This is a genomic window from Streptomyces sp. NPDC005303 (genome assembly GCF_040607335.1).
Taxonomy (GTDB): domain Bacteria; phylum Actinomycetota; class Actinomycetes; order Streptomycetales; family Streptomycetaceae; genus Streptomyces.
This window is the reverse complement of record NZ_JBEXGM010000016.1, coordinates 152111-176438: the sequence shown is the minus strand read 5'-3', so window position 1 is coordinate 176438 and position 24328 is coordinate 152111. Positions and strand designations below refer to the sequence as shown.

Genomic DNA, 24328 nt, shown 5'->3' with positions numbered 1-24328 from the left:
TCGCGGAGGCGCTGCTGTTCGGGCTGCGGCGGTGGCTGGTGGCCCGCCCGCTGTCGCATGTCGAGGCGGAGAAAGGGCGGCGGCCGGGGTCTTCGGTTCAAGATGTCGGAGTCACGCCCGCGTGGCGAACGCAGGCCGCGCGTGGCTCCTGGGGGCCGGTCGGGAGCGGATGAGAGAGGGCCCGCTCTGGTCCTTCCGGCAGCTCGGTCCCGTAGCGACGGGACCGGTCAGATCAGAAAGTCAGGCTTAGACGCCCGCGACCTTCGAAGCAAGCGCCGACTTCTTGTTGGCGGCCTGGTTCTTGTGGATGACGCCCTTGGAGACGGCCTTGTCGAGCGCACGCGCAGCAGCGCGCTGGTACTCGGTGGCCTTCTCGGCGTCACCCGCGGCAGCGGCCTCACGGGCCTTGCGGATCGCGGTCTTCAGGGAGGACTTGACGGCCTTGTTGCGCAGCCGAGCCTTCTCGTTGGTCTTGATCCGCTTGATCTGGGACTTGATGTTCGCCACGAATGAGCCTCTACAGGTTCAGGCACGGGCCAGAGGGATTCCGGGTAAGGAGGCCCCGGTTTCCGTGCCGGGTGATTTCTTGAAGGTGTGCCTCGCGCTGAGAGGGCATGAGACACAGCCACCCAGGCTACCAGCGGCCCCGCGAGTGGCCCAAACCGGTCGCCGGTCCCCGCCCGTGGGACCATGGAGGCTACGTATCGATCCGACCCGAGACCGCAGACACTGCGGACGCCTCAAGAATCAGGACCCTGCGTGCCCGCGATCCCCAGCCACGTGCCCGAGCCGAGCCGTACCGACCCGGCTCTGCTCCGCAACTTCTGCATCATCGCGCACATCGACCACGGCAAGTCCACGCTCGCCGACCGGATGCTCCAGCTGACCGGTGTGGTCGAACAGCGCCAGATGCGTGCTCAGTACCTCGACCGCATGGATATCGAGCGTGAGCGCGGAATCACGATCAAGTCGCAGGCGGTGCGTCTGCCGTGGGCCCCGACCCACGACAAGACCAACACGCACATCCTCAACATGATCGACACCCCGGGGCACGTCGACTTCACCTACGAGGTCTCGCGGTCGCTCGCCGCCTGTGAGGGCACCGTCCTCCTCGTCGACGCCGCCCAGGGCATCGAGGCCCAGACCCTCGCCAACCTCTACCTGGCGATGGAGAACGACCTCAAGATCATCCCCGTACTGAACAAGATCGACCTGCCGGCCGCCCAGCCGGAGAAGTTCTCCGAGGAGCTCGCCAACCTCATCGGTTGCCAGCCCGAGGACGTGCTCAAGGTCTCGGCGAAGACCGGTGTCGGCGTGGACGCGCTCCTGGACCGGGTCGTCCGCGACGTCCCCGCTCCGGTCGGCGTCAAGGACGCCCCCGCCCGCGCGATGATCTTCGACTCGGTCTACGACTCCTATCGCGGTGTCGTGACGTACGTCCGTGTCATCGACGGCCAGCTCAACAAGCGCGAGCGCATCAGGATGATGTCGACCGGCGCCACCCACGAGCTCCTCGAGATCGGCGTCTCGTCCCCCGAGATGACGCCGGCCGACGGCATCGGCGTCGGCGAGGTGGGCTACATCATCACCGGTGTGAAGGACGTCCGTCAGTCCAAGGTCGGTGACACCATCACCAGCAAGGACAAGGGCGCCACCGAGGCCCTCGGTGGGTACAAGGACCCCAAGCCGATGGTGTTCTCCGGTCTCTATCCGCTCGACGGCTCCGACTACCCCGAGCTGCGCGACGCCCTCGACAAGCTCCAGCTCAACGACGCCGCGCTGGTCTACGAGCCGGAGACCTCCGCGGCCCTCGGCTTCGGCTTCCGCGTCGGCTTCCTCGGGCTGCTGCACCTGGACGTCATCCGTGAGCGCCTGGAGCGCGAGTTCAACCTCGAACTCATCGCCACCGCGCCGAACGTGGTCTACCGCGTGATCATGGAGGACGGGAAGGAGCACACGGTCACCAACCCGAGCGAGTTCCCCGAGGGCAAGATCGACAAGGTCTTCGAGCCGGTCGTCCGGGCCACGATCCTCGCTCCCAGCGAGTTCATCGGATCGATCATGGAGCTCTGCCAGACCCGCCGCGGCACCCTCCTCGGCATGGACTACCTCTCCGAGGACCGCGTCGAGATCCGGTACACGCTCCCCCTCGCCGAGATCGTCTTCGACTTCTTCGACAACCTGAAGTCCAAGACCCGCGGCTACGCCTCCCTGGACTACGAGCCCACCGGCGAGCAGGACGCCCAGCTGGTGAAGGTCGACATCCTGCTCCATGGCGACCGGGTCGACGCCTTCTCCGCGGTCACCCACCGGGACGCCGCGTACGCGTACGGCGTACGGCTTGTCGCCAAGCTGCGCGAGCTGATCCCGCGCCAGGCCTTCGAGATCCCCATCCAGGCCGCCATCGGCTCCCGGGTCATCGCCCGCGAGACCATCCGCGCCATCCGCAAGGACGTCCTCGCCAAGTGCTACGGCGGTGACATCTCCCGTAAGCGGAAGCTGCTCGAGAAGCAGAAGGAAGGCAAGAAGCGGATGAAGATGGTGGGTTCCGTGGAGGTTCCGCAGGAGGCCTTCATTGCCGTGCTTTCCAGCGATGACAGCGCGGGGTCGGGCAAGGGCAAGAAGTAACCGCGGGTTACAGGCGGTTACCCGTCGAATCGGATGGAAAGGGGTCCGTCGTGCGAAAGTGCGGCGGGCCCCTACGCGTGCGTAACGTCGCGCTCTGTAGGAAGTGACAGACCGCCGCCCCTTACGAACGGGTCGGCCGCGCTTTACTCTGATCTCTGCTCGATAGTTACTCGCGAGTTAAACAACAGCCGCAACCTGAGAGCCAGCCGCACTGTCGCGGGCCCCGGAGGATGTCGTGAGCGACACACAGACACTGATCGAGAACCGCCCGCCGAGTGTGGCGACCGTCTTCCTGGAGCGGGTTGCGGCCACGCCGGACGCCGAGGCGTACCGGTACCCGGTGCCCGCGGCCTCCGGCCAGGGCCCGGACGACTGGAAGTCGCTCAGTTGGGCGCAGGCCGCGGAGCGGGTGTACGCCATCGCGGCCGGACTGATCGAACTGGGCGTACAGCCGGAGCAGCGAGTCGCCCTCGCCTCCTCGACCCGGATCGACTGGATCCTCGCGGACCTCGGCATCATGTGCGCCGGTGCCGCCACGACCACGATCTACCCGCAGACCAACGCCGACGAGTCGGCGTTCATCCTCTCGGACTCCGAGAGCCGGGTGCTGATCGCGGAGGACGCGGCCCAGCTCGCCAAGGCGGTCGAGAAGCGGGGTGAGCTGCCCGCGCTCACCCATGTCGTGGTGATCGACCCGGCCGGTGTCGAGACCGCCGACTGGATCCTGACCCTCTCCGAGCTGGAGGCGCGTGGCGCCGCCCGCCTGGAGAAGGAACCCGACCTGATCAAGGAGCGGGTCGGCGCGATCACCAAGGACCAGCTCGCGACGCTGATCTACACCTCCGGCACCACCGGCCGTCCCAAGGGTGTACGGCTGCCGCACGACAACTGGGCCTACATGGCGAAGGCGACCGCCGCGACCGGGCTGATCAGCAGCGATGACGTGCAGTACCTGTGGCTGCCGCTCGCCCATGTCTTCGGCAAGGTGCTCACCTCCGGGCAGATCGAGGTCGGTCACGTCACCGCCGTCGACGGCCGCGTGGACAAGATCATCGAGAATCTGCCGGTCGTGCAGCCGACGTACATGGCGGCCGTCCCGCGCATCTTCGAGAAGGTCTACAACGGGGTCGCGGCGAAGGCCCGGGCGGGCGGCGGCGCCAAGTACAAGATCTTCCAGTGGGCCGCAGAGGTGGGCCGCGAGTACGCCAAGGCCACCCAGGACAACTTCCGGCGCACCGGGGTCGTCGCCGCGCCCTTCGGCCTGAGCGCCAAGCACAAGGTGGCCGACGCGCTGGTCTTCGCGAAGATCCGGGAGGCGTTCGGCGGGAACCTGCGGGCCTGTGTCTCCGGCTCCGCCGCGCTCGCACCCGAGATCGGCTACTTCTTCGCCGGCGCCGGTATCCACATCCTGGAGGGCTACGGCCTCACGGAGTCCTCGGCTGCCTCCTTCGTGAACCCGGGCGAGGCGTACCGCACCGGCACGGTCGGCAAGCCGCTGCCCGGCACGGAGGTCCGTATCGCGGACGACGGCGAGATCCTGCTGCGGGGCCCCGGGATCATGGAGGGCTACCACGGGCTGCCCGAGAAGACGGCCGAGGTTCTCGAGGCCGACGGGTGGTTCCACACCGGGGACATCGGTGAGCTCTCGCCCGACGGGTATCTGAAGATCACCGACCGTAAGAAGGACCTCATCAAGACGTCCGGCGGCAAGTACATCGCGCCCGCCGAGGTCGAGGGACAGTTCAAGGCGGTGTGCCCGTACGTGTCCAACATCCTGGTGCACGGGGCGGACCGGAACTTCTGCACGGCGCTCATCGCGCTGGACGAGGTGTCCATCCTGGAGTGGGCCAAGGAGAACGGGCTCGAAGGGAAGCCGTACGCGGAGGTCGTCGCCGCGCCCGCCACGGTGTCCATGGTCGAGGGGTATGTGAAGCAGCTCAACGAGGGGCTTCAGCGGTGGCAGACGATCAAGAAGTTCCGGCTGCTGCCGCGGGATCTCGATGTGGAGCACGGTGAGATCACGCCGAGTCTGAAGCTGAAGCGGCCGGTTGTGGAGCGGGAGTACAAGCACCTCATCGACGAGATGTACGCGGGGTCCCGGGAGGCGTAGCGCGTCAGGGGAGGGGTGGCGGGGGCTGCTTGGCGGCTTGCGGTGCGTCGTGGCTTGTCGCGCCCACGCGGCGGAGCCGCATATCGACACCGCCCCGCGCCCCTAAGAGACCTCACCGTTTCTCCAGGAGGTGCCGGAGTTCTTTCACCTGAACACGCTGAGACTCCGTCAACTCGTCCTCCAGGGCCGCCAGTCGCCTGCCGACCTCCTGGTAGTCCGTCCGTTGCTGTGCCAGCAATCGCTCCAACTGCTGGTTCTTCCGGTGCAGGTCCAGGAACACGCTCACCTTCGCGCGGAGCACCCACGGGTCGAACGGCTTGGTCAAGTAGTCGGCGGCGCCGGTCGCGTAGCCGCGGAAGGCGAAGCCGGAGTCGTCGTCCGTGCCCGTGAGGAAGATGATCGGGACGTCCTTCGTCTGGTCCAGGCGTTTGATGTTCGCCGCCGTCTCGAAGCCGTCCATGCCCGGCATGCGCACGTCCAGCAGGACCAGCGCGAACCGGCGGCGGAGCAGGGCCTTCATCGCCTCCTCGCCCGAACGGGCGCGGACCAGTGGTTCGTTGAGGGACCCCAGGACCGCCTCCAGTGCGATCAGGTTGTCCTCCATGTCGTCGACCAGGAGGATGCCGGCACTGTCGTCGGTTCTTGCCTCAGCGTTCATGTGACTGCCTCATTCAGTCGTCGGTGGGCTGAACCACCGCCTCCTCGGCGCCGGTCCGCTCCCGCGTCTTGGCGCCCTCGGGGTCCAGGAGCGCGCACACGACGGTCAGCAGCTGGTCGACGTCCACCGGCTTGGGTACGTAGTCGTTGGCGCCGCGCGCGATCGACTTCTCACGGTCTCCGGGCATCGCCTTCGCGGTGAGCGCGACGATGGGCAGGCCGGTCCAGCGCGGGGTGCGGCGGATGGCGGCGATGGTCTCGTAGCCGTCCATCTCGGGCATCATGATGTCCATCAGGACGAGTTCGACGTCCGGGTTGCGCTCCAGGGTCTCGATGCCCTCGCGGCCGTTCTCCGCGTACAGGACCGGCATGCCGACGCGGCCCAGCACATGGGTGAGGGCGAAGACGTTGCGGATGTCGTCGTCGACGATCAACACGCGCCTGCCGGACAGCACCTGGCCCGCACGGCCCGACTTCCACGCCTCCAGCCTGGTGGGCGCGGGCCAGGAGTCCTCGGCGTCGTGGGCGGTGGGATAGGGCTCGGTGGACAGGTCGTCCGGGGCCGGCAGGGCGTGGTCCTCGGTGGTCTGGCCGGCCGCGGTGTGGCCGGGGCTGACGACGGGGACGTAGAGCGTGAAGGTGGAACCCTTGCCGGGTTCGCTCTCGGCGACGATACGGCCGCCCAGCAGGCCCGCGATCTCCCGGCTGATGGACAGACCGAGCCCCGTGCCGCCGTACTTGCGGTTGGTCGTGCCGTCGGCCTGCTGGAACGCCTCGAAGATCACCGGAAGTTTCTCGCGCGCGATGCCGATGCCGGTGTCCGAGACCGCGAAGGCGACCACGTCGTCGCTGTCGCGGACGTATCGGTGCTCGGGATCCTTGATGCGGGTCACCCGCAGCTCGACCCGGCCCGTGGCGGTGAACTTGATCGCGTTGGAGAGCAGGTTGCGCAGGATCTGCTGCAGGCGCTGTTCGTCCGAGTACATCTCGCGCGGCACGGCCTCGCCGACCGCCACCTCGAAGGCGAGCCCACGGTCCAGGGTGAGCGGGCGGAAGGTGGCGTGGACGTAGTCGAGCAGCTTGATGAGCGGCAGCTTCTTGGGGCGTACGTCCATCCGGCCGGCCTCGATCTTCGACAGGTCCAGGATGTCGTTGATCAACTGCAACAGGTCGCTTCCCGACCGGTGGATCGTCGTCGCGAACTGCACTTCCTGGTCGGAGAGATGGCCGTCCGGGTTGTCCGACAGCAGACGGGCCAGGATCAGCAGGGAGTTCAGGGGTGTGCGCAGCTCGTGCGACATGTTCGCCAGGAACTCCGACTTGTACTGGGAGGAGGTTGCCAACAGCGCGGCCTTCTCCTCCAGTTCCGCGTTCGAGCGCTGCAACTCCGCCTGCTGCATCTGGAGTTCGTCCGAGCGCTCCTGGAGCTGCATCGCCAGGCGCTGGGACTCGCCCAGCAGGGACTCGGTGCGGGAGTTGGCGATGATGGTGTTGATGGCGACGCCGATGGTGTTCACGAACTGGTCGAAGAAGGCCAGGTGGACATCGGAGAAGCGGGAGAAGGAGGCGAGTTCGATGACGCCCAGGAGCTTGTCCTCGAAGAGGATCGGGATGATCACGACGCTCGCCGGAGCGGCCTCGCCCAGACCGCTGTTGATCTTGATGTAGTCCGGCGGAGCCTCCTCCACCAGGATCCGCTTCTTCTCGCGGGCCGCCTGACGGACCAGACCGTGGACCGGCATGCCGCCGGTGTCCACGGTCGCGCCCTGCGCCGAGCCGTAGCCCGCGATGAACGCAAGTCCCTTTGCAGGAACGGTTGTGCGCAGAGAGGCGCCGTCCTCGTCCGGGTCGGCCAGGAAGAACGCCCCGTACTGGGCGTTCACCAGCGGGGTCAGCTCGCGCAGGATCAGGTCGGCGACCTCCATCAGGTCCCGGTGGCCCTGCATCAGGGCGGCGAGACGCGCGAGGTTGGACTCCAGCCAGTCCTTCGCGCGGGTCGTCTCCCGGAGGTTGGCCACCATCAGGTTGATGTTGTCCTTGAGTTCGGCGACCTCGCCCTGCGTCTCCACGGTGATCGAGCGGGACATGTCGCCCTGGGCCACCGCGGAGGCGACCTCGGCGATCGCGCGGACCTGGGTGGTCAGGTTGGAGGCGAGCTCGTTCACGTTGGTCGTCAGGCGCTTCCAGGTGCCGTACACGCCCTCGACCCGTGCCTGGCCGCCGAGCTGGCCTTCGGAGCCCACCTCGCGGGCCACGCGGGTGACCTCGGAGGAGAAGGAGGAGAGCGTGTCGACCATGGTGTTGATGGCGGTCTTCAGCTCCAGGATCTCGCCGCGCGCGTCCACGTCGATCTTCTTGGAGAGGTCGCCGTTGGCCACCGCCGTGGTCACCTGGGCGATGTTGCGGACCTGCGAAGTGAGGTTGTCCGCCATGTAGTTGACGTTGTCGGTCAAGTCCCGCCAGACGCCGGAGACCCCCAGCACCTGGGCCCGCCCGCCCAAGCGGCCGTCGGTGCCGACCTCGCGGGCCACCCGGGTCACCTCGTCGGCGAAGGCGCGCAGCTGCTCCACCATCGTGTTGACGGTGTCCTTCAGTTCGAGGATCTCGCCGCGGGCGTCGACCGTGATCTTCTTCGACAGGTCGCCGTTGGCGACGGCGGTCGTCACCTGGGCGATGTTGCGGACCTGTGAAGTCAGGTTCAGGGCCATGAAGTTGACGTTGTCGGTGAGGTCCTTCCAGACGCCGGACACTCCGCGCACCTGGGCCTGACCGCCGAGGTTGCCCTCGGTGCCGACCTCGCGGGCCACGCGGGTGACCTCGTCGGCGAAGGCGGAGAGCTGGTCGACCATGGTGTTGATGGTCGATTTGAGCTCCAGGATCTCGCCCTTCGCCTCCACCGTGATCTTCTTGCCGAGGTCGCCCTGGGCCACCGCCGTCGACACCAGCGCGATGTTGCGGACCTGGGATGTCAGGTTGTCCGCCATGAAGTTGACGTTGTCGGTGAGGTCCTTCCAGACGCCGGACACTCCGCGCACCTGGGCCCGGCCGCCGAGGTTGCCCTCGGTGCCGACCTCGCGGGCCACGCGGGTGACCTCGTCGGCGAAGGCGGAGAGCTGGTCGACCATGGTGTTGATGGTGGACTTGAGCTCCAGGATCTCGCCCTTGGCGTCCACGGTGATCTTCTGACTCAGGTCGCCGTTGGCGACGGCAGTCGTCACCTGCGCGATGTTCCGCACCTGCGACGTCAGGTTCGACGCCATGAAGTTGACGTTGTCGGTGAGGTCCTTCCAGACGCCGGACACCCCGCGCACCTGGGCCCGGCCGCCCAGCTGCCCCTCGGTGCCGACCTCGCGGGCCACCCGGGTCACCTCGTCGGCGAAGGCGGAGAGCTGGTCGACCATCGTGTTGACGGTCAGCTTCAGTTCGAGCAGCTCGCCCGTCGCCTCGACGGTGACCGTGCGGGTCAGGTCGCCGCGTGCCACCGCCGTGGTCACCAGGGCGATGTCCCTGACCTGGGCGGTCAGCCGGGAGGCCATGGTGTTGACGGCCTCGGTCACATCGCGCCAGCTGCCCGAGAGACCGGTCACCTTGGCCCGCCCGCCGAGCCGCCCCTCGGTGCCGACCTCACGGGCCACCCGGGTCACCTCGCCGGTGAACAGGGAGAGCTGGTCGACCATCTTGTTCACGGCTCGGCCCAGCCGCCGTAGATCACCGCGCAGCTGCCGGTTGCCGTCGTGCAGGTCGACCCGCTGGGTCAGATCACCGCCGGCCACCGCGTCCAGGACCCGGGTCGCGTTGGCGGCCGGGGCCACCAGGGCGTCGAGCAACTGGTTCACGTCGTTGACCCGGGAGGTCCATGTCCCCTGCCCGGGGCTGGGGGAGAGCCGTTCGTCGAGCCGGCCGTGCCGCACCAGCTCCCGCTTCACCCGGTTGACCTCGCCCGTGAAGTGGACGTTGCGGTCCACCAACTGGTTGAAGACAGCTGTCAGTTCGGCCACGATCCCGTCCCCGGACTCCGGCATCCGACGGAAGTCACCGTCCCGGGCAGCGGTCATCGCGGCGAGCAGGGGACGCAGATCCGATGCTCGAATCCGGTCGGCGTTCTGTCCTTCTTCGAGCACAGGCGTACCACTGTTCTCACTCATGGCGGCCCACTTCGGTAACTCGGCGCTTATGGGCGTGGCCAGTCTGTCACTCTGTCCGCATCGACTGAGGTGTATTCGTCCGAACTGCTCGGGGAGGCGGACATGGGGGCCATTCCGGCGCAACGGGAGTCCGTTGCCCGTGCGTCCGATCCGCCCGCGCACGGCGGCGACGCGCTGCCGCACGCTCCGGCGCACGTCCACGCCAACCTCCCCGGCGGTCAGCTCGCCCCGGGCTCGGCCCGGGCCCTGTTACGGTCGGCGATCGCCGAATGGGCCGATCTCGCCCTTCCCGGCACCGAGTTCCTCAGCGACCGGCAGTCCTACGACGCCGTGGTCGTCGTCAGCGAACTCGTCACCAACGCCGTCGTGCACGCGGGCACCGACATCGAACTGGACTGCCGCCTGGAGGCGCACACCGGCGCCCTCCTCATCGAGGTCCTCGACCACCACCCCTCGCGCGCCCCTCGCGACGGTGACGCCGAACCCTCGTACGGCACACCGGAGTACGGCCGCGGACTGCGCCTGGTCGCCGCCCTCGCCGAGACCTGGGGCATCACCTACCGCACCGGCGCCAAGACCGTGTGGGCGCAGCTGCCGCCCGGCGGAAAGGAGGCCCTGGACGGGATCCAGGCGTACGCCGGCGAGCAGGCGCACGAGCGGGACCTGCTGGTCGCCGGGATACTCGCCCCGGAACCGCCCCCGTCCCCGGCCCCGGACCCACCCGCGCCCGCGTCCCACGGGGAGCCGGACCGGGACTGGCTCAACCGCGGTGCCCTGTCCTTCCTCGCCGAGGCCTCCGACCTGCTCGCCGGGCAGCTCGACGAGAACCTGGTGGCCGCGCTCGCCGGGCAGCTGATCGTGCCGCGGCTGGCCGACTGGTGCGCAGTGTGGCTGGAGGACGAGGTCGCCGGACGCTGGGGGTCCCCGCGCCCGGGTGAGGCCGGGGGCGGGCCGGGACGCGGCGAGGGCGGGCTGTCAGGGCCCCGGCTGGCCCGGGTGTGGCACTGCTCCGAGAACCGGATCGAGGACCTGCGTCAGGCGCTGGAGAAGGAGCCGCCGGACCTGTCCGGGCCGGAACACCCCGGCCCCGTGCCGTTCCCCTGGCCCGGCGAGGCACTGGGCCCGCACGGTACCCACGGCTCCGCGCTCGCCTACCGCCTCACCGCCGGCGGCCGCCCACTGGGCACCCTGGTCATCGGCCGGGCCGGGCTGGTCTGCTTCCCCGACGAGATCACCGGGCTCGTCGAGGACCTCAGCCGCCGGGTCGCGCTCGCCATCGGCGCGGCCCGCCAGTACGCGCGCCAGGCCACCATCAGCGCGGTGCTCCAGCGCGGTCTGCTGCCCGGCGCGGTCGCCGAGATCCCCGGCGTGCGCAGCGCCCTGGTGTACGAGCCGTACGACAAGGGCGGACCCAGCGGCGACTTCTACGACCTCTTCCCGGCCGACGACGGCCGCTGGTGCTTCGCCGTCGGCGACGTCCAGGGAAAGGGCCCCGAGGCCGCCGTGGTCATCGGTCTCGCCCGGCCCTGGCTCCGGCTGCTGGCCCGCGAGGGCTACCGCGTCGCCGATGTCCTGGACCGCCTCAACCAGCTGCTCCTCGACGACGCGACGGAGGCCGCGGACGCGGCCGCACGAGCCCTGGTGGCCGCGGGCGGGCGCACCACGAACCCCGGCGACGGCCCGCAGACCCGCTTCCTGTCCCTCCTGTACGGCGAGCTCGCGCCCTTCGACGGCGGAGTGCGCTGCACCCTCGCCTCCGCCGGACATCCGCTGCCGCTGCTGCTCGGAGCGGCCGGCGAGGTCCGCACGGTGGCGCGGCCGCAGACCCTCCTCGGGGTCGTCGAGGACGAGACGTACACCAGTGAGACCTTCGAGCTGCGGCCCGGCGACAGCCTGCTGTGCGTCACCGACGGGGTGACCGAGCGGCGCAGCGGCCCCCGGCAGTTCGACGACGAGGACGGGCTCGCGGAGGCGCTCGCCGGGTGCGCGGGACTGGACGCCGAGCTGATCGCGGAGCGGATCAAGCGGCTGGTGCACGAGTTCGGGGCGCGCCCGCCGGAGGACGATCTGGCGCTGCTGGTGCTGCAGGCGGAGTAGGTGTGCGCCGGGGTGCTGGACAATGGAGGACATGCCTTCCGCACTCCCCGACGGCGAACCGGTCCCCGACGACGGCTCGCTGCCCGCGTCCGCGCTCGCCGGGTCGGCCGACCGCCCCCTCGGTTTCTACCTGCACGTCCCGTACTGCGCGACCCGATGCGGCTACTGCGACTTCAACACCTACACCGCGACCGAGCTGCGCGGTTCGGGCGGGGTGCTGGCCTCCCGCGACAACTACGCGGACACGCTGATCGACGAGATCCGCCTGGCGCGGAAGGTCCTCGGCGACGACCCGCGGCCGGTCCGCACGGTGTTCGTCGGCGGCGGTACGCCCACCCTCCTGGCCGCAGGGGATCTCGTACGGATGCTCGCGGCGATCCGTGACGAGTTCGGGCTGGCCGCGGACGCGGAGGTGACGACCGAGGCGAACCCGGAGTCGGTGGACCCGGCGTACCTGGCCGCGCTGCGGGAGGGCGGCTTCAACCGGGTGTCCTTCGGGATGCAGAGCGCGAAGCAGCACGTACTGAAGGTGCTGGACCGTACGCACACGCCGGGGCGTCCCGAGGCGTGCGTGGCGGAGGCCCGGGCCGCGGGGTTCTCGCACGTCAACCTGGATCTGATCTACGGCACCCCGGGCGAGTCGGACGACGACTGGCGGGCCTCCCTGGAGGCGGCGATCGGGGCCGGTCCCGACCATGTGTCGGCGTACGCGCTGATCGTCGAGGAGGGCACCCAGCTCGCCCGCCGTATCCGTCGCGGCGAGGTCCCGATGACCGACGACGACGTGCACGCGGACCGGTATCTGATCGCGGACTCGGTGCTGGCGGAGGCCGGTTTCGACTGGTACGAGGTGTCGAACTGGGCCACCTCGGCAGCGGGCCGGTGTCTGCACAACGAGCTGTACTGGCGGGGCGCGGACTGGTGGGGAGCCGGACCCGGGGCGCACTCGCACGTGGGCGGGGTGCGGTGGTGGAACGTGAAGCATCCGGGCGCGTATGCGGCGGCGCTGGCCTCCGGCAGGTCTCCGGGCGCCGGGCGCGAGCTGCTGGCGGAGGAGGACCGGCGGGTCGAACGGATCCTGCTGGAGCTGCGGCTTCGGGAGGGGGCGCCGCTGTCCTTGCTGCACGAGGAGGGGCTGGCTGCTTCTCGGCGGGCGCTGGCGGAGGGGTTGCTGGAGGCCGGGCCCTACGGGGAGGGGCGGGCCGTGCTGACGCTCCGGGGGCGGTTGCTGGCGGACGCGGTGGTTCGGGATCTCGTCGACTGAGTCTGCGGGCCGGTGGGGGGTTGGTCGCGCCCGCGCGGCGGAGCCGCACATCGACACAGCGCCGCGCCCCTGGTGGGCGTCACTGAGCTGTGACGAAATCGATCAGTTCCTCCACCCGGCCCAGAAGTTCCGGCTCCAGGTCCTTGTACGACCCCACCCGCTTCAGGATCGCCTGCCACACCGCCCCCGTGTTCTCCGACGGCCAGCCCAGCGCCTTGCACACTCCCGTTTTCCAGTCCTGGCCGTGGGGGACTCTCGGCCACGCCTCGATGCCGAGGGACGACGGCTTCACCGCCTCCCAGATGTCGATGTACGGGTGACCCACCACCAGGGCGTGTTCGCTGGTCACCGACGCGGCGATACGGGACTCCTTGCTGCCCGGCACCAGGTGGTCCACGAGGACTCCGAGGCGGGCGTCCGGACCCGGTGCGAACTCGGCCACGATGGCCGGCAGGTCGTCCACGCCCTCCAGGTACTCCACGACCACGCCCTCGACGCGCAGGTCGTCGCCCCAGACCTTCTCGACCAGTTCCGCGTCATGGCGGCCCTCGACGTAGATACGTCCGGCGCGGGCCACGCGTGCGCGTGCGCCGGGGACGGCCACCGAGCCGGAGGCGGTACGGGACGGTCGTACGGGACCGCCTGACGGCTTCACCAAGGTCACCACCCGGCCCTCCAGGAGGAAGCCGCGGGGCTCCAGCGGGAAGACCCGGTGCTTGCCGAAGCGGTCCTCCAGGGTCACCGTGCCCGCCTCGCAGCGGATCACCGCGCCGCAGAAGCCGGTGCCCGGCTCCTCGACCACCAGGCCGGGCTCGGCGGGCACCTCCGGTACCGGCTTGGACTTCTTCCACGGAGGGGTCAGGTCGGCGGAGTACTGGCGCATTCGGATGACGATAGGAGAACCGGTCCGGGGATCACTACGACACGCCGAAACGGGCCGCCAGCGCGTCCCGCTGCGCCCGCACGAACCCCGCGTCCACCACCGCTCCGTGACCGGGTACGTACAGTGCGTCCTCGCCGCCCAGCTCCAGCAGCCGGTCCAGCGCGGCGGGCCAGTGCCGCGGTACGGCGTCCGGGCCCGCCTGCGGTTCGCCGGACTCCTCGACCAGGTCGCCGCAGAAGACGACCTCCGGGGTGCCGGGCACGAGGACGGCGAGATCGTGGGCCGTGTGGCCGGGGCCGACGTTGGCCAGCAGGACCTGGCGGCCGCCGCCGAGGTCGAGCGTCCACTCGCCGGAGACGTGATGCCGGGGGGACACCAGGGCGTCCACCGCCTCGTCGGCCACCCCGGGGTCCAGCCCGTTGCGCACCGCGTCCGCCCGCAGTTCCGCACGGCCGAGCCGCCCGGCCAGCACCGTCTCCACGCCGACCGCGCCGAACACCTCCGCCCCCGCGAACGCCGCCGCACCGAGGACATGGTCGAAGTGGGGGTGGGTGAGCGCGAGATGGGTCACACGGTGGCCGGCCAGTTCCCCGGCCTGCACGCGCAGGCGGGCGCCCTCCGCGAGAGAGGAGCCCGCGTCGACCGACAGGGCCGTGCCCTCGCCGATCACCAGGCCCGCCGTACAGTCCCAGCCGGGCAACCGCCACCGCCCCACACCGGTCGCGACCCGCTCCCACCCGAGCTCTTCCCAAGTCACCGTCATACCGCGACGCTAGCCGTACGACCCGTCCCGCCAGGACCAGCCTTGCCCAGGGACTACCCCACCGCCGTACACTGGCCGGGGAGCGCTGGCACTCGGACGGACAGAGTGCCAGGCAAGGCGCCCAAGGGACGACTTCTGGAGGTGTGCGCGATGCTGAGTGAACGCAGGCTCCAGGTGTTGCGCGCGATCGTCCAGGACTACGTCGGCACCGAGGAGCCGGTCGGGTCGAAGGCCCTGACCGAGCGGCACAACCTCGGAGTCTCCCCGGCGACCGTGCGCAACGACATGGCGGTCCTGGAGGACGAGGGCTTCATCGCCCAGCCGCACACCAGTGCCGGGCGGATTCCGACCGACAAGGGTTACCGGCTGTTCGTCGACAAACTGGCGGGCGTCAAGCCGATGACCGCGCCCGAGCGGCGCGCCATCCAGAACTTCCTCGACGGCGCGGTCGACCTCGACGACGTCGTGGCCAGGACCGTGCGGCTGCTCGCGCAGCTCACCCGACAGGTCGCCGTCGTGCAGTACCCCTCCCTGACCCGCTCGACCGTGCGGCACGTGGAGCTGCTCTCGCTCGCCCCGGCGCGCGTGATGCTCGTGCTGATCACGGACACCGGCCGGGTCGAGCAGCGCATGGTCGACTGCCCGGCACCCTTCGGGGAGGCCTCGCTCGCCGATCTGCGGGCGCGGCTCAACAGCCGGGTCGCGGGGCGCCGGTTCGCCGACGTGCCGCAGCTGGTCGAGGACCTGCCCGAAGGCTTCGACGTCGAGGACCGGGGTACGGTCTCGACAGTGCTCTCCACTCTCCTGGAGACGCTCGTCGAGGAGAACGAGGAGCGGCTGATGATCGGCGGCACCGCCAATCTCACCCGCTTCGGACATGACTTTCCCCTCACGATCCGGCCCGTCCTGGAGGCCCTGGAGGAGCAGGTCGTCCTCCTCAAACTCCTTGGTGAGGCCGGGGATTCGGGCATGACCGTACGTATTGGTCATGAGAACGCCTACGAGGGACTCAACTCCACTTCGGTGGTGTCGGTCGGCTACGGTTCGGGCGGCGAGGCAGTCGCCAAGCTCGGCGTGGTCGGACCGACCCGCATGGATTACCCGGGAACGATGGGAGCGGTACGCGCAGTGGCACGGTACGTCGGACAGATCCTGGCGGAGTCGTAAGTGGCCACGGACTACTACGCCGTTCTCGGCGTGCGCCGCGACGCGTCGCAGGATGAGATCAAGAAGGCGTTCCGTCGGCTCGCGCGCGAGCTGCACCCGGACGTCAACCCGGATCCGAAGACCCAGGAGCGGTTCAAGGAGATCAACGCCGCTTACGAGGTGTTGTCGGACCCGCAGAAGAAGCAGGTCTACGACCTCGGCGGCGACCCGCTCTCGCAGGCCGGCGGCGGTGGCGCGGGCGGCTTCGGAGCCGGTGGGTTCGGGAACTTCTCGGACATCATGGACGCGTTCTTCGGTACGGCCTCGCAGCGGGGTCCGCGCTCGCGCACCCGGCGCGGCCAGGACGCGATGATCCGTCTGGAGATCGAGCTCGACGAGGCGGCCTTCGGCACCACGAAGGACATCCAGGTCGACACGGCGATCGTCTGCACCACCTGCAGCGGTGAGGGCGCGGCGCCGGGGACCTCCGCCCAGACGTGTGACATGTGCCGCGGCCGCGGTGAGGTGTCGCAGGTGACGCGGTCCTTCCTGGGCCAGGTCATGACCTCGCGGCCGTGTCCGCAGTGCCAGGGCTTCGGCACCGTGGTCCCGACCCCGTGCCCGGAGTGCGCAGGCGACGGCCGGGTCCGCTCGCGGCGCACGCTCACCGTGAAGATCCCGGCCGGTGTGGACAACGGCACACGGATCCAGCTCGCGGGTGAGGGCGAGGTCGGTCCCGGTGGCGGTCCCGCCGGTGACCTCTACGTCGAGATCCACGAACTCCCGCACTCGCAGTTCCAGCGGCGCGGCGACGACCTGCACTGCACGGTCACGCTCCCGATGACGGCGGCCTCCCTCGGCACCAAAGTCCCGCTGGAGACCCTCGACGGCATGGAGGAGGTCGACATCCGCCCGGGCACCCAGTCCGGCCAGTCGATCCCGCTGCACAGCCGGGGCGTCACCCACCTGCGCGGCGGCGGCCGGGGCGACCTCATCGTCCACGTCGAGGTCCAGACCCCGACCAAGCTGGACCCGGAACAGGAACGCCTCCTGCGCGAGCTGGCCAAGCTACGCGGCGAGGAACGGCCCACGGGGCAGTTCCAGCCGGGTCAGCAGGGGCTGTTCTCGCGGCTGAAGGACGCCTTCAACGGCCGCACCTGAGCCGTGTGAAGATCGGATTCGGACTTGTCCGGAGGACGTGACAACATGCCGTCATGTCCTCCGCACTGACCGATCTCTTCCCTCATCCGATCGTGCAGGCCCCCATGGCGGGCGGCGTCTCCGTGCCGCGGCTCGCCGCCGCCGTGTCCGAGGCGGGCGGGCTCGGATTCCTCGCCGCCGGGTACAAGACGGCCGACGGGATGTACCAGGAGATCAAGCAGCTGCGCGGGCTGACCGGGCGCCCTTTCGGCGTCAACCTCTTCATGCCGCAGCCGGAGTACGCCGACCCAGCCGCCGTCGAGGTCTACGCCCACCAGCTCGCCGGCGAGGCCACCTGGTACGACACCGAGCTCGGCGACCGCGACAGCGGACGTGACGACGGCTACGACGCCAAGCTCGCCGTTCTGCTCGACAACCCCGTGCCGGTGGCCTCCTTCCACTTCGGCATCCCGAGCAGCGACGCCCTGGAGTCGCTGCGCCGCGCGGGGATCTTCACCCTGGTCACCGCGACCACTCCCGAAGAGGCCCTCGCCGTGCAGTACGCGGGCGCCGACGCGGTCATCGCGCAGGGCATCGAGGCCGGCGGCCACCAGGGCACCCACCGCGACCTCCCCGAGCAGGACGGCACCGGGCTCGGACTCCTGTCCCTGGTCGCCCAGATCCGCGAAACGGTCACCATCCCGATCGTCGCGGCCGGTGGCATCATGCGCGGCAGCCAGATCGCCGCCGTCCTCGCCGCCGGCGCGAGCGCGGCCCAGCTCGGCACGGCGTTCCTCGCCGCGCCCGAGTCCGGCGCCCACGACGTGCACAAGCAGGCGCTGACCAACCCCCTCTACGTCCGTACCGAGTTGACCCGCGCCTTCTCCGGCAGACCGGCCCGCGGCCTGGTCAACCGCTTCCTGCGCGAGCACGGGCCGTATGCCCCTGCCGCCTACCCCGAGGTCCACCACCTCACCGCCCCGCTCCGCAAGGCCGCCGCCAAGGCCAAGGACGCCCAGGGCATGGCGCTGTGGGCGGGCCAGGGCCACCGCATGGCCCGTGAACTGCCCGCCGGGCAGCTCGTGGAGATACTCGCGGCCGAACTCGACGCCGCCAGGACAGCGTTGTCAGGCAAGGGGGACCTGCGATGACCGCACCGGTGTTCGTGGTCGAGCACTTCGACGCGGGCGGCGACGGACGGTACGTCCTCGACGGCCCCGAAGGCCGCCACGCCGTCTCCGTGAAGCGGCTCCAGGCGGGCGAGGATGTCATCCTCACGGACGGCGCCGGACGCTGGGCCGACTGCGTGGTGCTCGCCGCCGAGGGCAAGGACCGGCTGATCGTCCAGCTCGACTCCGTGAGCGAGGAACCCCTCGCGCAGCCCCGCATCACCGTCGTCCAGGCCCTCCCCAAGGGCGACCGCGGTGAACTCGCCGTCGAGACCATGACCGAGGTCGGCGTCGATGCCGTCGTGCCCTGGCAGGCGGCCCGTTGCATCACCCAGTGGAAGGGCGAGCGGGGTCTGAAGGCGCTCGGCAAGTGGCGGGCCACCGCACGCGAGGCCGGCAAGCAGTCCCGCCGGGTCCGCTTCCCGGAGGTCGCGGACGCGGCAAGCACCAAGCAGGTTGCGGCACTTCTCGCCAAAGCCGACTTCGCCGCCGTGCTCCACTCCGATTTCGAGCGCGGCAGCGAGCCGCTGGCCACCGCCGAACTCCCCGACGAGGGCGAGATCGTGCTGGTCGTCGGCCCCGAAGGAGGCGTCGCCAAGGACGAGTTGGCGCTCTTCGAGGAGGCCGGCGCGCGGGCCTACGTACTCGGGCCTACCGTGCTGCGTACGTCGACCGCCGGAACCGCGGCGACGGCCCTGCTCCTCGGCCGCACCGGCCGCTGGTCCTGACCCCGTGAGGACGTCCGTGGAACTCGCCCAAGTACGCCTGCTCGTCACCGACTTCGCCGCCTGCTACCGCTTCTACGGCGAGGTCCTCGGCCTCAAGCCCCAGTCGGGGGCGACGGACGGGCCGTACGAGAAGTTCAGTTTCGCCACCGGCTCGGCGGGCGTCGCCCTGCAGGACCGGTCGATGATGGCGGGGGTCCTCGGCGAACTGGGTGACACGGCCACCGGTCACCGCTCCCTGGTCGTGCTGCGCGTCGACGACCTGGACACCTACTGCGAGCAGATCGCCGCCCGCGGTGCCACCCTGCTGCACGGCCCGGCCCCCATGACGGACCGCATGCGCGTCGCCCACCTCAAGGACCCGGAGGGGAACCTGGTGGAGCTTCAGGAGTGGCTGCTGCTGCGGGGCTGAGACGGGCACGCGACCGGCGCACGGGTGGCCGTATGCGCCCTACCCTCCGGGGCGGGACAGTGGCAGGCTGCCCTTCATGGTGGCGTTGAGACGGAACTGGCGTCGGCCGCGCGGGGTGCGAGTGGCGGGTGTGGTCGGGGGTGCCGTGCTGGCCGTGGGCGGGGTCGCCGCCTGTGATCCGACGGGCGTGGTCAGCTCCGCGACCGTCGCCTACACCACCGACCAGTTGGTCACCAAGGAACTGAACCGGCAGAAGGCCGACGTGAGTTGGCTGACCTGCACGGCCACGTACGACAACGGCGACCGGACACCGAGCGCCAGTGTGAACACCGTCGCCACCGTCAACTGCGAGGGCAGGACGCGCGACGGCAGGGACATCACCGCCAAGGGCAAGGTGACCCGGACCGTCAGCGGGGCGTGTGTGCGCGGGGACCTCACCGCCACCGTCGGCGGCAAGCAGTGGTTCCACGTCGAGGGACTCGGCGACTGCACCGCCACACCCACCCCGCGGGTCGACAACCCCGGGCAGCCGGGCCCCACCGTCACCGTGACGGTTACCAGGACCATCTGGTGCCAGAAGGACCCGCAGTGCTGGCCCGACGGCAAGTGATCGAAACCTCTGTGCACGGGGACCGGGCGTGCATAGGGTGATCGGGTGACACAGCCTGCGACGTCTGCATATCTCCGGTTTCCGCATCTGCGGGGCGAGTTGGTGGCCTTCACCGCCGAGGACGACGTGTGGCTCGCGCCGCTCGACGGCGGGCGCGCCTGGCGGGTCAGCGCGGACAACGTCCCGGTCAGCCACCCCCGGATCTCGCCCGACGGCACCACCGTCGCCTGGACCTCCGCCCGCGACGGCGCCCCCGAGGTGCATGTCGCCCCGGTCGACGGCGGACCGGGCAGAAGGCTGACCCACTGGGGCAGCGTACGCACCCAGGTGCGCGGCTGGACCCCGGACGGCGAGGTCCTCGCGATCACCACCCACGGCCAGGCGAGCCTGCGCCGCAGCTGGGCGCACGCCGTCCCGCTCGACGGCGGCCCCGGCACCACCCTGCCGTACGGCCCCGTCGGCCATGTCACCCACGGCCCGGCGACCGTGCTCCTCTCCGCCCCCATGGGCCGGGAGGCCGCCTGGTGGAAGCGGTACCGGGGCGGCACGGCGGGCAAGCTGTGGATCGACCGCGCGGGCGACGGCGAGTTCGTACGGCTGCATGAGGAGCTGGACGGAAACCTCGAGTACCCCGTGTGGGCCGGTGACCGGATCGCCTTCCTCTCGGACCACGAGGGGACCGGGGCCGTCTACTCGTCCCTCGCCGACGGCTCCGACCTGCGCCGGCACACCCCTCTCGACGGCTACTACGCCCGCCACGCCTCCGGCGACGGCACCCGCGTCGTCTACACCTCAGCCGGAGAGCTGTGGATCCTCGACGACCTCGACGGCGCCGAACCGCGCCGCCTGGAGGTCCGGCTCGGCGGCCGGCGTGCCGACCGGCAGCCGTTCCCGGTGGACGCCTCCCGCTGGTTCGGCTCGGCCGCCCCCGACCACACCGCGCGCGGCAGCGCGGTCGCCGTGCGCGGCGCCGTCCACTGGGTCACCCACCGCTCGGGACCGGCCCGCGCCCTCGCCGACGAACCCGGGGTCCGGGCCCGGCTGCCGCGCACCTTCCGCACGGAGGGCGAGGAGTGGGTGGTGTGGGTGACGGACGCGGAGGGCGACGACGCCCTGGAGTTCGCGCCCGCCACCGGACTCGCCCCCGGCGCCACACCGCGCCGCCTCGCCGCCGGACAGCTCGGCCGCGTCCTCGGCCTCGCCATGGCCCCCGACGGCAGCAGGGCCGCGGTCGCCGCGCACGACGGTCGCGTGCTGCTCGTCGAGCGGGAGACCGGCGAGGTCCGCGAGGTCGACCGCAGCGAGGACGGCGACGTACGGGGACTGACCTTCTCGCCCGACTCGGCCTGGCTCGCCTGGTCGCACCCCGGCCCCGAGCCGCTGTGCCAGCTCCGCCTCGCCAACACCACCGACCTGTCGGTCACCGAGGCGACCCCGCTGCGCTTCCAGGACTACGCCCCCGCCTTCACCCTCGACGGCAAGCACCTGGCCTTCCTCTCCAACCGCTCCTTCGACCCGGTCTACGACGAGCACGTCTTCGACCTCGCCTTCGTGGTCGGCGACCGTCCGCACCTGATCACCCTGGCCGCGACCACCCCGTCGCCGTTCGGCCCGCAGCGCCACGGCCGCCCCTTCGAGGCCCCCGACAAGGACGAGACCCCCGACAGCGAGGGCACCCCGACCACCCGGATCGACCTCGAAGGCCTCGCCGACCGGATCGTGCCCTTCCCGGTGGAGGCCGGCCGCTACTCCAACCTGCGCGCGGCCAAGGACGGCGTGCTGTGGCTGCGCCACCCCGTCCAGGGTGTCCTCGGCTCCTCCCGGGCCACCCCGGACGACCCCGACCCCAAGACCGACCTCCAGCGCTACGACCTCGCCCAGCAGCGCCTCGAACACCTCGCCGCCGACGCCGACCACTTCGCCGTCAGCGGCGACGGCAAGCGGGTCCTGCTGTGGACCGACGGCCGCCTGAAGGTCGTACCGAGCGACCGCCGTGCCTCGGGCGACGACGACAGCGACACGAACATCTCCGTCGACCTCGGCCGCATCCGGCAGACCGTCGACCCCTCGGCCGAGTGGCGGCAGATGTACGAGGAGACCGGCCGCATCATGCGGGACCACTTCTGGCGGCCCGACATGAGCGGTGTCGACTGGCAGGGCGTCCTCGACCGCTACCGCCCGGTCCTGGACCGTCTGGCCACCCACGACGACCTCGTCGACCTCCTGTGGGAGGTGCACGGCGAACTCGGCACCTCCCACGCCTACGTCACCCCCCGCGGCGGCCACGGCCACGGACCCCGGCAGGGACTCCTCGGTGCCGACATCTCCCGCCACGAGGACGGCCCCCAGGGATCGGCTCAGTGGCGCATCGACCGCATCCTGCCGACCGAGACCTCCGACCCCGACGCCCGCTCCCCGCTCGCCGCGCCCGGTGTGGCGGTCCGCGCCGGGGACGCGATCGTCGCGGTGGGCGGCCGTCCGGTGGACCCGGTCACCGGCCCCGGCCCGCTCCTGGTCGGCACGGCGGGCAAGCCGATCGAGCTCACCGTCTCCCCGTCCGGCGGCGGCGACCTCCGCCACGCCGTCGTCGTACCCGTCTCCGACGAGGAGCCGCTGCGCTACCACGCCTGGGTCGCCGACCGCCGCGCCTACGTCCACGAGAAGTCCGGCGGCCGCCTCGGCTATCTTCACGTCCCGGACATGCAGGCTCCCGGCTGGGCCCAGATCCACCGTGACCTGCGCGTCGAGGTGGCCCGCGAGGGACTCGTGGTCGACGTCCGGGAGAATCGCGGCGGCCACACCTCCCAGCTGGTCGTCGAGAAGCTGGCCCGCAGGATCGTCGGCTGGGCGCTGCCGCGCGGCATGCGCGCGTACAGCTATCCGAGGGACGCGCCGCGCGGCCCCGTCGTCGCCGTGGCCAACGAGTTCTCGGGCTCGGACGGCGACATCGTCAACGCGGCGATCAAGGCGCTGGGCATCGGCCCGGTGGTCGGCACGCGCACGTGGGGCGGGGTCATCGGGATCGACAGCCGGTATCGCCTGGTCGACGGCACGCTGATCACCCAGCCGAAGTACGCGTTCTGGCTGGAGGGTTACGAGTGGGGCGTGGAGAACCACGGGGTGGATCCCGACGTGGAGGTGCTGCAGAGGCCCCAGGACTACGCGGCGGGGCGGGACGCCCAGTTGGACGAGGCGGTGCGGATCGCTCTGGAGGCCCTGGAGACCAGTCCTGCAAAGACTCCGCCGGGTCTGCCTGACTAAGATTGCCCCGAGATCCGAGGCGAAAGGACCACCATGCCAGGGGAACCCCAGGACGACTGCCTGTTCTGCAAGATCGTGGCGGGCCAGATCCCGGCGACGATCGTGCGGGAGACCGAGACGACCGTAGCGTTCCGGGACATCAACCCCCAGGCCCCCACCCACGTCCTCGTGATCCCCAAGGCGCACTACGAGAACGCCGGCTCCCTCGCCACCGCCGCCCCGGAACTCGCCGCGGACGTCCTCCGGGAGACGCAGGCCGTCGCGGAGCAGGAGAAGCTGGAGAGCTACCGCACCGTCTTCAACACCGGCAGCGGCGCCGGCCAGACCGTCTGGCACGCCCACGCCCACCTCATCGGCGGCCGCGGCCTCCACTGGCCCCCCGGATGACCTCCCGTGTCCGTACGTGAGCTGGTCGTCCTCGGCACCGCCAGCCAGGTCCCGACCAGGCACCGCAACCACAACGGCTACCTGCTGCGCTGGGACGGCGAGGGACTCCTCTTCGACCCCGGCGAGGGCACCCAGCGCCAGATGCTGCGCGCCGGCGTCGCCGCCCACGACCTCAACCGGATCTGTGTCACCCACTTCCACGGCGACCACTCCCTCGGCCTCGCGGGCGTGATCCAGCGCATCAACCTCGACCGGGTCCCGCACGAGATCACCGCCCACTACCCGAAGTCGGGGCAGCGCTTCTTCGACCGCCTGCGGTACGCGACGGCGTACCGGGAGACGGTCCGGCTCACCGAGGCGCCCGTCGCGGCCGACGGTGAGCTCGCCCGGACCGGCGGCTACACGCTGGAAGCCCGCCGGCTCTCCCACCCCGTCGAGTCCTTCGGCTACCGCCTCATGGAACCCGACGGCCGCCGTATGCTCCCCGACCGCCTCGCCGCGCACGGCATCAAGGGGCCCGACGTCGGACGGATCCAGAGAGAGGGCTCACTGAACGGCGTCACCCTCGACGACGTCAGCGAGGTCCGCCGGGGCCAGCGGTTCGCGTTCGTCATGGACACCCGCCTCTGCGACGGCGTCCACGCCCTCGCGGACGGCTGCGACCTGCTCGTCATCGAGTCGACCTTCCTCGACGAGGACGAGCAACTCGCCGTGGAGCACGGCCATCTGACCGCCGGTCAGGCCGCTACCGTCGCCCGCGACGCCGGCGTACGGCATCTCGTGCTCACGCACTTCAGCCAGCGCTACTCCGAACCGGAGGAGTTCGAACGGCAGGCGCGGGCCGCCGGGTACGAGGGTGAGCTGACCGCGGCCCACGACCTTCTGCGGGTCCCCGTTCCGAAACGGCGATAAAGCGGCCGTACGATGCTTT

Annotated in this window: 18 protein-coding genes; 13 read left to right on the top strand and 5 right to left on the bottom strand. The window is 70.6% G+C overall.

All coding sequences use genetic code 11. The features are described 5' to 3' along the window. Positions 1–246: 246 nt before the first annotated feature. A complete protein-coding gene (rpsT, locus tag ABZT93_RS23160) occupies positions 247–507 on the bottom strand; it encodes a 30S ribosomal protein S20 (protein WP_356107376.1) in 261 nt (86 codons plus the stop codon). Between the two features lie 252 nt (positions 508–759). Between rpsT and lepA the strand changes: the two genes are divergently transcribed. Then, complete coding sequence (gene lepA, locus ABZT93_RS23155) at positions 760–2628, top strand: translation elongation factor 4 (protein WP_356107372.1); 1869 nt, start codon at positions 760–762, stop codon at positions 2626–2628. Positions 2629–2863: 235 nt separating this feature from the next. Further along, a complete protein-coding gene (locus ABZT93_RS23150) occupies positions 2864–4738 on the top strand; it encodes an AMP-dependent synthetase/ligase (RefSeq protein ID WP_356107369.1) in 1875 nt (624 codons plus the stop codon). 112 nt (positions 4739–4850) lie between these two features. Here the strand turns inward: ABZT93_RS23150 and ABZT93_RS23145 are convergent, their stop codons facing one another. Continuing rightward, on the bottom strand, positions 4851–5396 hold the full coding sequence (locus tag ABZT93_RS23145) for a response regulator (protein WP_356107366.1): 546 nt from the start codon (positions 5394–5396) through the stop codon (positions 4851–4853). Between the two features lie 13 nt (positions 5397–5409). Then, the gene (locus tag ABZT93_RS23140) at positions 5410–9540 is read right to left on the bottom strand and encodes a HAMP domain-containing protein (RefSeq protein ID WP_356107364.1); all 4131 of its coding nucleotides are present in this window, start codon (positions 9538–9540) and stop codon (positions 5410–5412) included. 102 nt (positions 9541–9642) lie between these two features. Between ABZT93_RS23140 and ABZT93_RS23135 the strand changes: the two genes are divergently transcribed. Both ABZT93_RS23135 and hemW read left to right on the top strand, forming a co-directional pair. After that, positions 9643–11637 (top strand): ATP-binding SpoIIE family protein phosphatase, encoded by a 1995-nt coding sequence (locus tag ABZT93_RS23135; RefSeq protein WP_356107361.1) that lies wholly within the window; start codon positions 9643–9645, stop codon positions 11635–11637. Positions 11638–11668: 31 nt separating this feature from the next. Next, positions 11669–12901: a radical SAM family heme chaperone HemW gene (hemW, locus tag ABZT93_RS23130; RefSeq protein WP_356107359.1), complete on the top strand. Its 1233-nt coding sequence runs from the start codon at positions 11669–11671 to the stop codon at positions 12899–12901. 79 nt (positions 12902–12980) lie between these two features. On the opposite strand, the gene ABZT93_RS23125 is transcribed toward hemW, so the two are convergent. Both ABZT93_RS23125 and ABZT93_RS23120 read right to left on the bottom strand, forming a co-directional pair. Then, positions 12981–13784, bottom strand: coding sequence for a DUF3097 domain-containing protein (locus ABZT93_RS23125; RefSeq protein ID WP_356107356.1), 804 nt, complete (start codon positions 13782–13784; stop codon positions 12981–12983). A 34-nt stretch (positions 13785–13818) separates the two neighbouring features. Further along, complete coding sequence (locus ABZT93_RS23120; protein ID WP_356107353.1) at positions 13819–14547, bottom strand: MBL fold metallo-hydrolase; 729 nt, start codon at positions 14545–14547, stop codon at positions 13819–13821. A 150-nt stretch (positions 14548–14697) separates the two neighbouring features. Here ABZT93_RS23120 and hrcA point away from each other — a divergent pair, with 150 nt between their 5' ends. The 9 genes from hrcA (at position 14698) to ABZT93_RS23075 (ending at position 24309) form a co-directional block, all read left to right on the top strand. Then, positions 14698–15714, top strand: a complete 1017-nt coding sequence (gene hrcA / locus ABZT93_RS23115; protein ID WP_031048581.1) for a heat-inducible transcriptional repressor HrcA — start codon at positions 14698–14700, stop codon at positions 15712–15714. Then, positions 15715–16854, top strand: coding sequence for a molecular chaperone DnaJ (gene dnaJ / locus ABZT93_RS23110; RefSeq protein WP_007381949.1), 1140 nt, complete (start codon positions 15715–15717; stop codon positions 16852–16854). A gap of 53 nt (positions 16855–16907) precedes the next feature. Beyond that, a complete protein-coding gene (locus tag ABZT93_RS23105) occupies positions 16908–17984 on the top strand; it encodes a nitronate monooxygenase (protein WP_356107350.1) in 1077 nt (358 codons plus the stop codon). Then, the gene (locus ABZT93_RS23100; RefSeq protein WP_356107347.1) at positions 17981–18730 is read left to right on the top strand and encodes a 16S rRNA (uracil(1498)-N(3))-methyltransferase; all 750 of its coding nucleotides are present in this window, start codon (positions 17981–17983) and stop codon (positions 18728–18730) included. The genes ABZT93_RS23105 and ABZT93_RS23100 overlap by 4 nt, the downstream gene beginning before the upstream one ends. A 16-nt stretch (positions 18731–18746) precedes the next feature. After that, complete coding sequence (locus ABZT93_RS23095) at positions 18747–19139, top strand: VOC family protein (RefSeq protein ID WP_356107344.1); 393 nt, start codon at positions 18747–18749, stop codon at positions 19137–19139. Between the two features lie 76 nt (positions 19140–19215). After that, positions 19216–19749: a hypothetical protein gene (locus ABZT93_RS23090; protein WP_356107341.1), complete on the top strand. Its 534-nt coding sequence runs from the start codon at positions 19216–19218 to the stop codon at positions 19747–19749. Between the two features lie 45 nt (positions 19750–19794). Beyond that, complete coding sequence (locus ABZT93_RS23085) at positions 19795–23010, top strand: S41 family peptidase (protein WP_356107338.1); 3216 nt, start codon at positions 19795–19797, stop codon at positions 23008–23010. Positions 23011–23043: 33 nt separating this feature from the next. Beyond that, positions 23044–23397 carry a histidine triad nucleotide-binding protein gene (locus ABZT93_RS23080; RefSeq protein ID WP_356107335.1) on the top strand — a complete coding sequence of 118 codons (354 nt, stop codon included), beginning with the start codon at positions 23044–23046 and terminating at the stop codon, positions 23395–23397. A gap of 6 nt (positions 23398–23403) precedes the next feature. Continuing rightward, positions 23404–24309: a ribonuclease Z gene (locus ABZT93_RS23075; RefSeq protein ID WP_356107332.1), complete on the top strand. Its 906-nt coding sequence runs from the start codon at positions 23404–23406 to the stop codon at positions 24307–24309. The last annotated feature ends 19 nt before the right edge of the window (positions 24310–24328 follow it).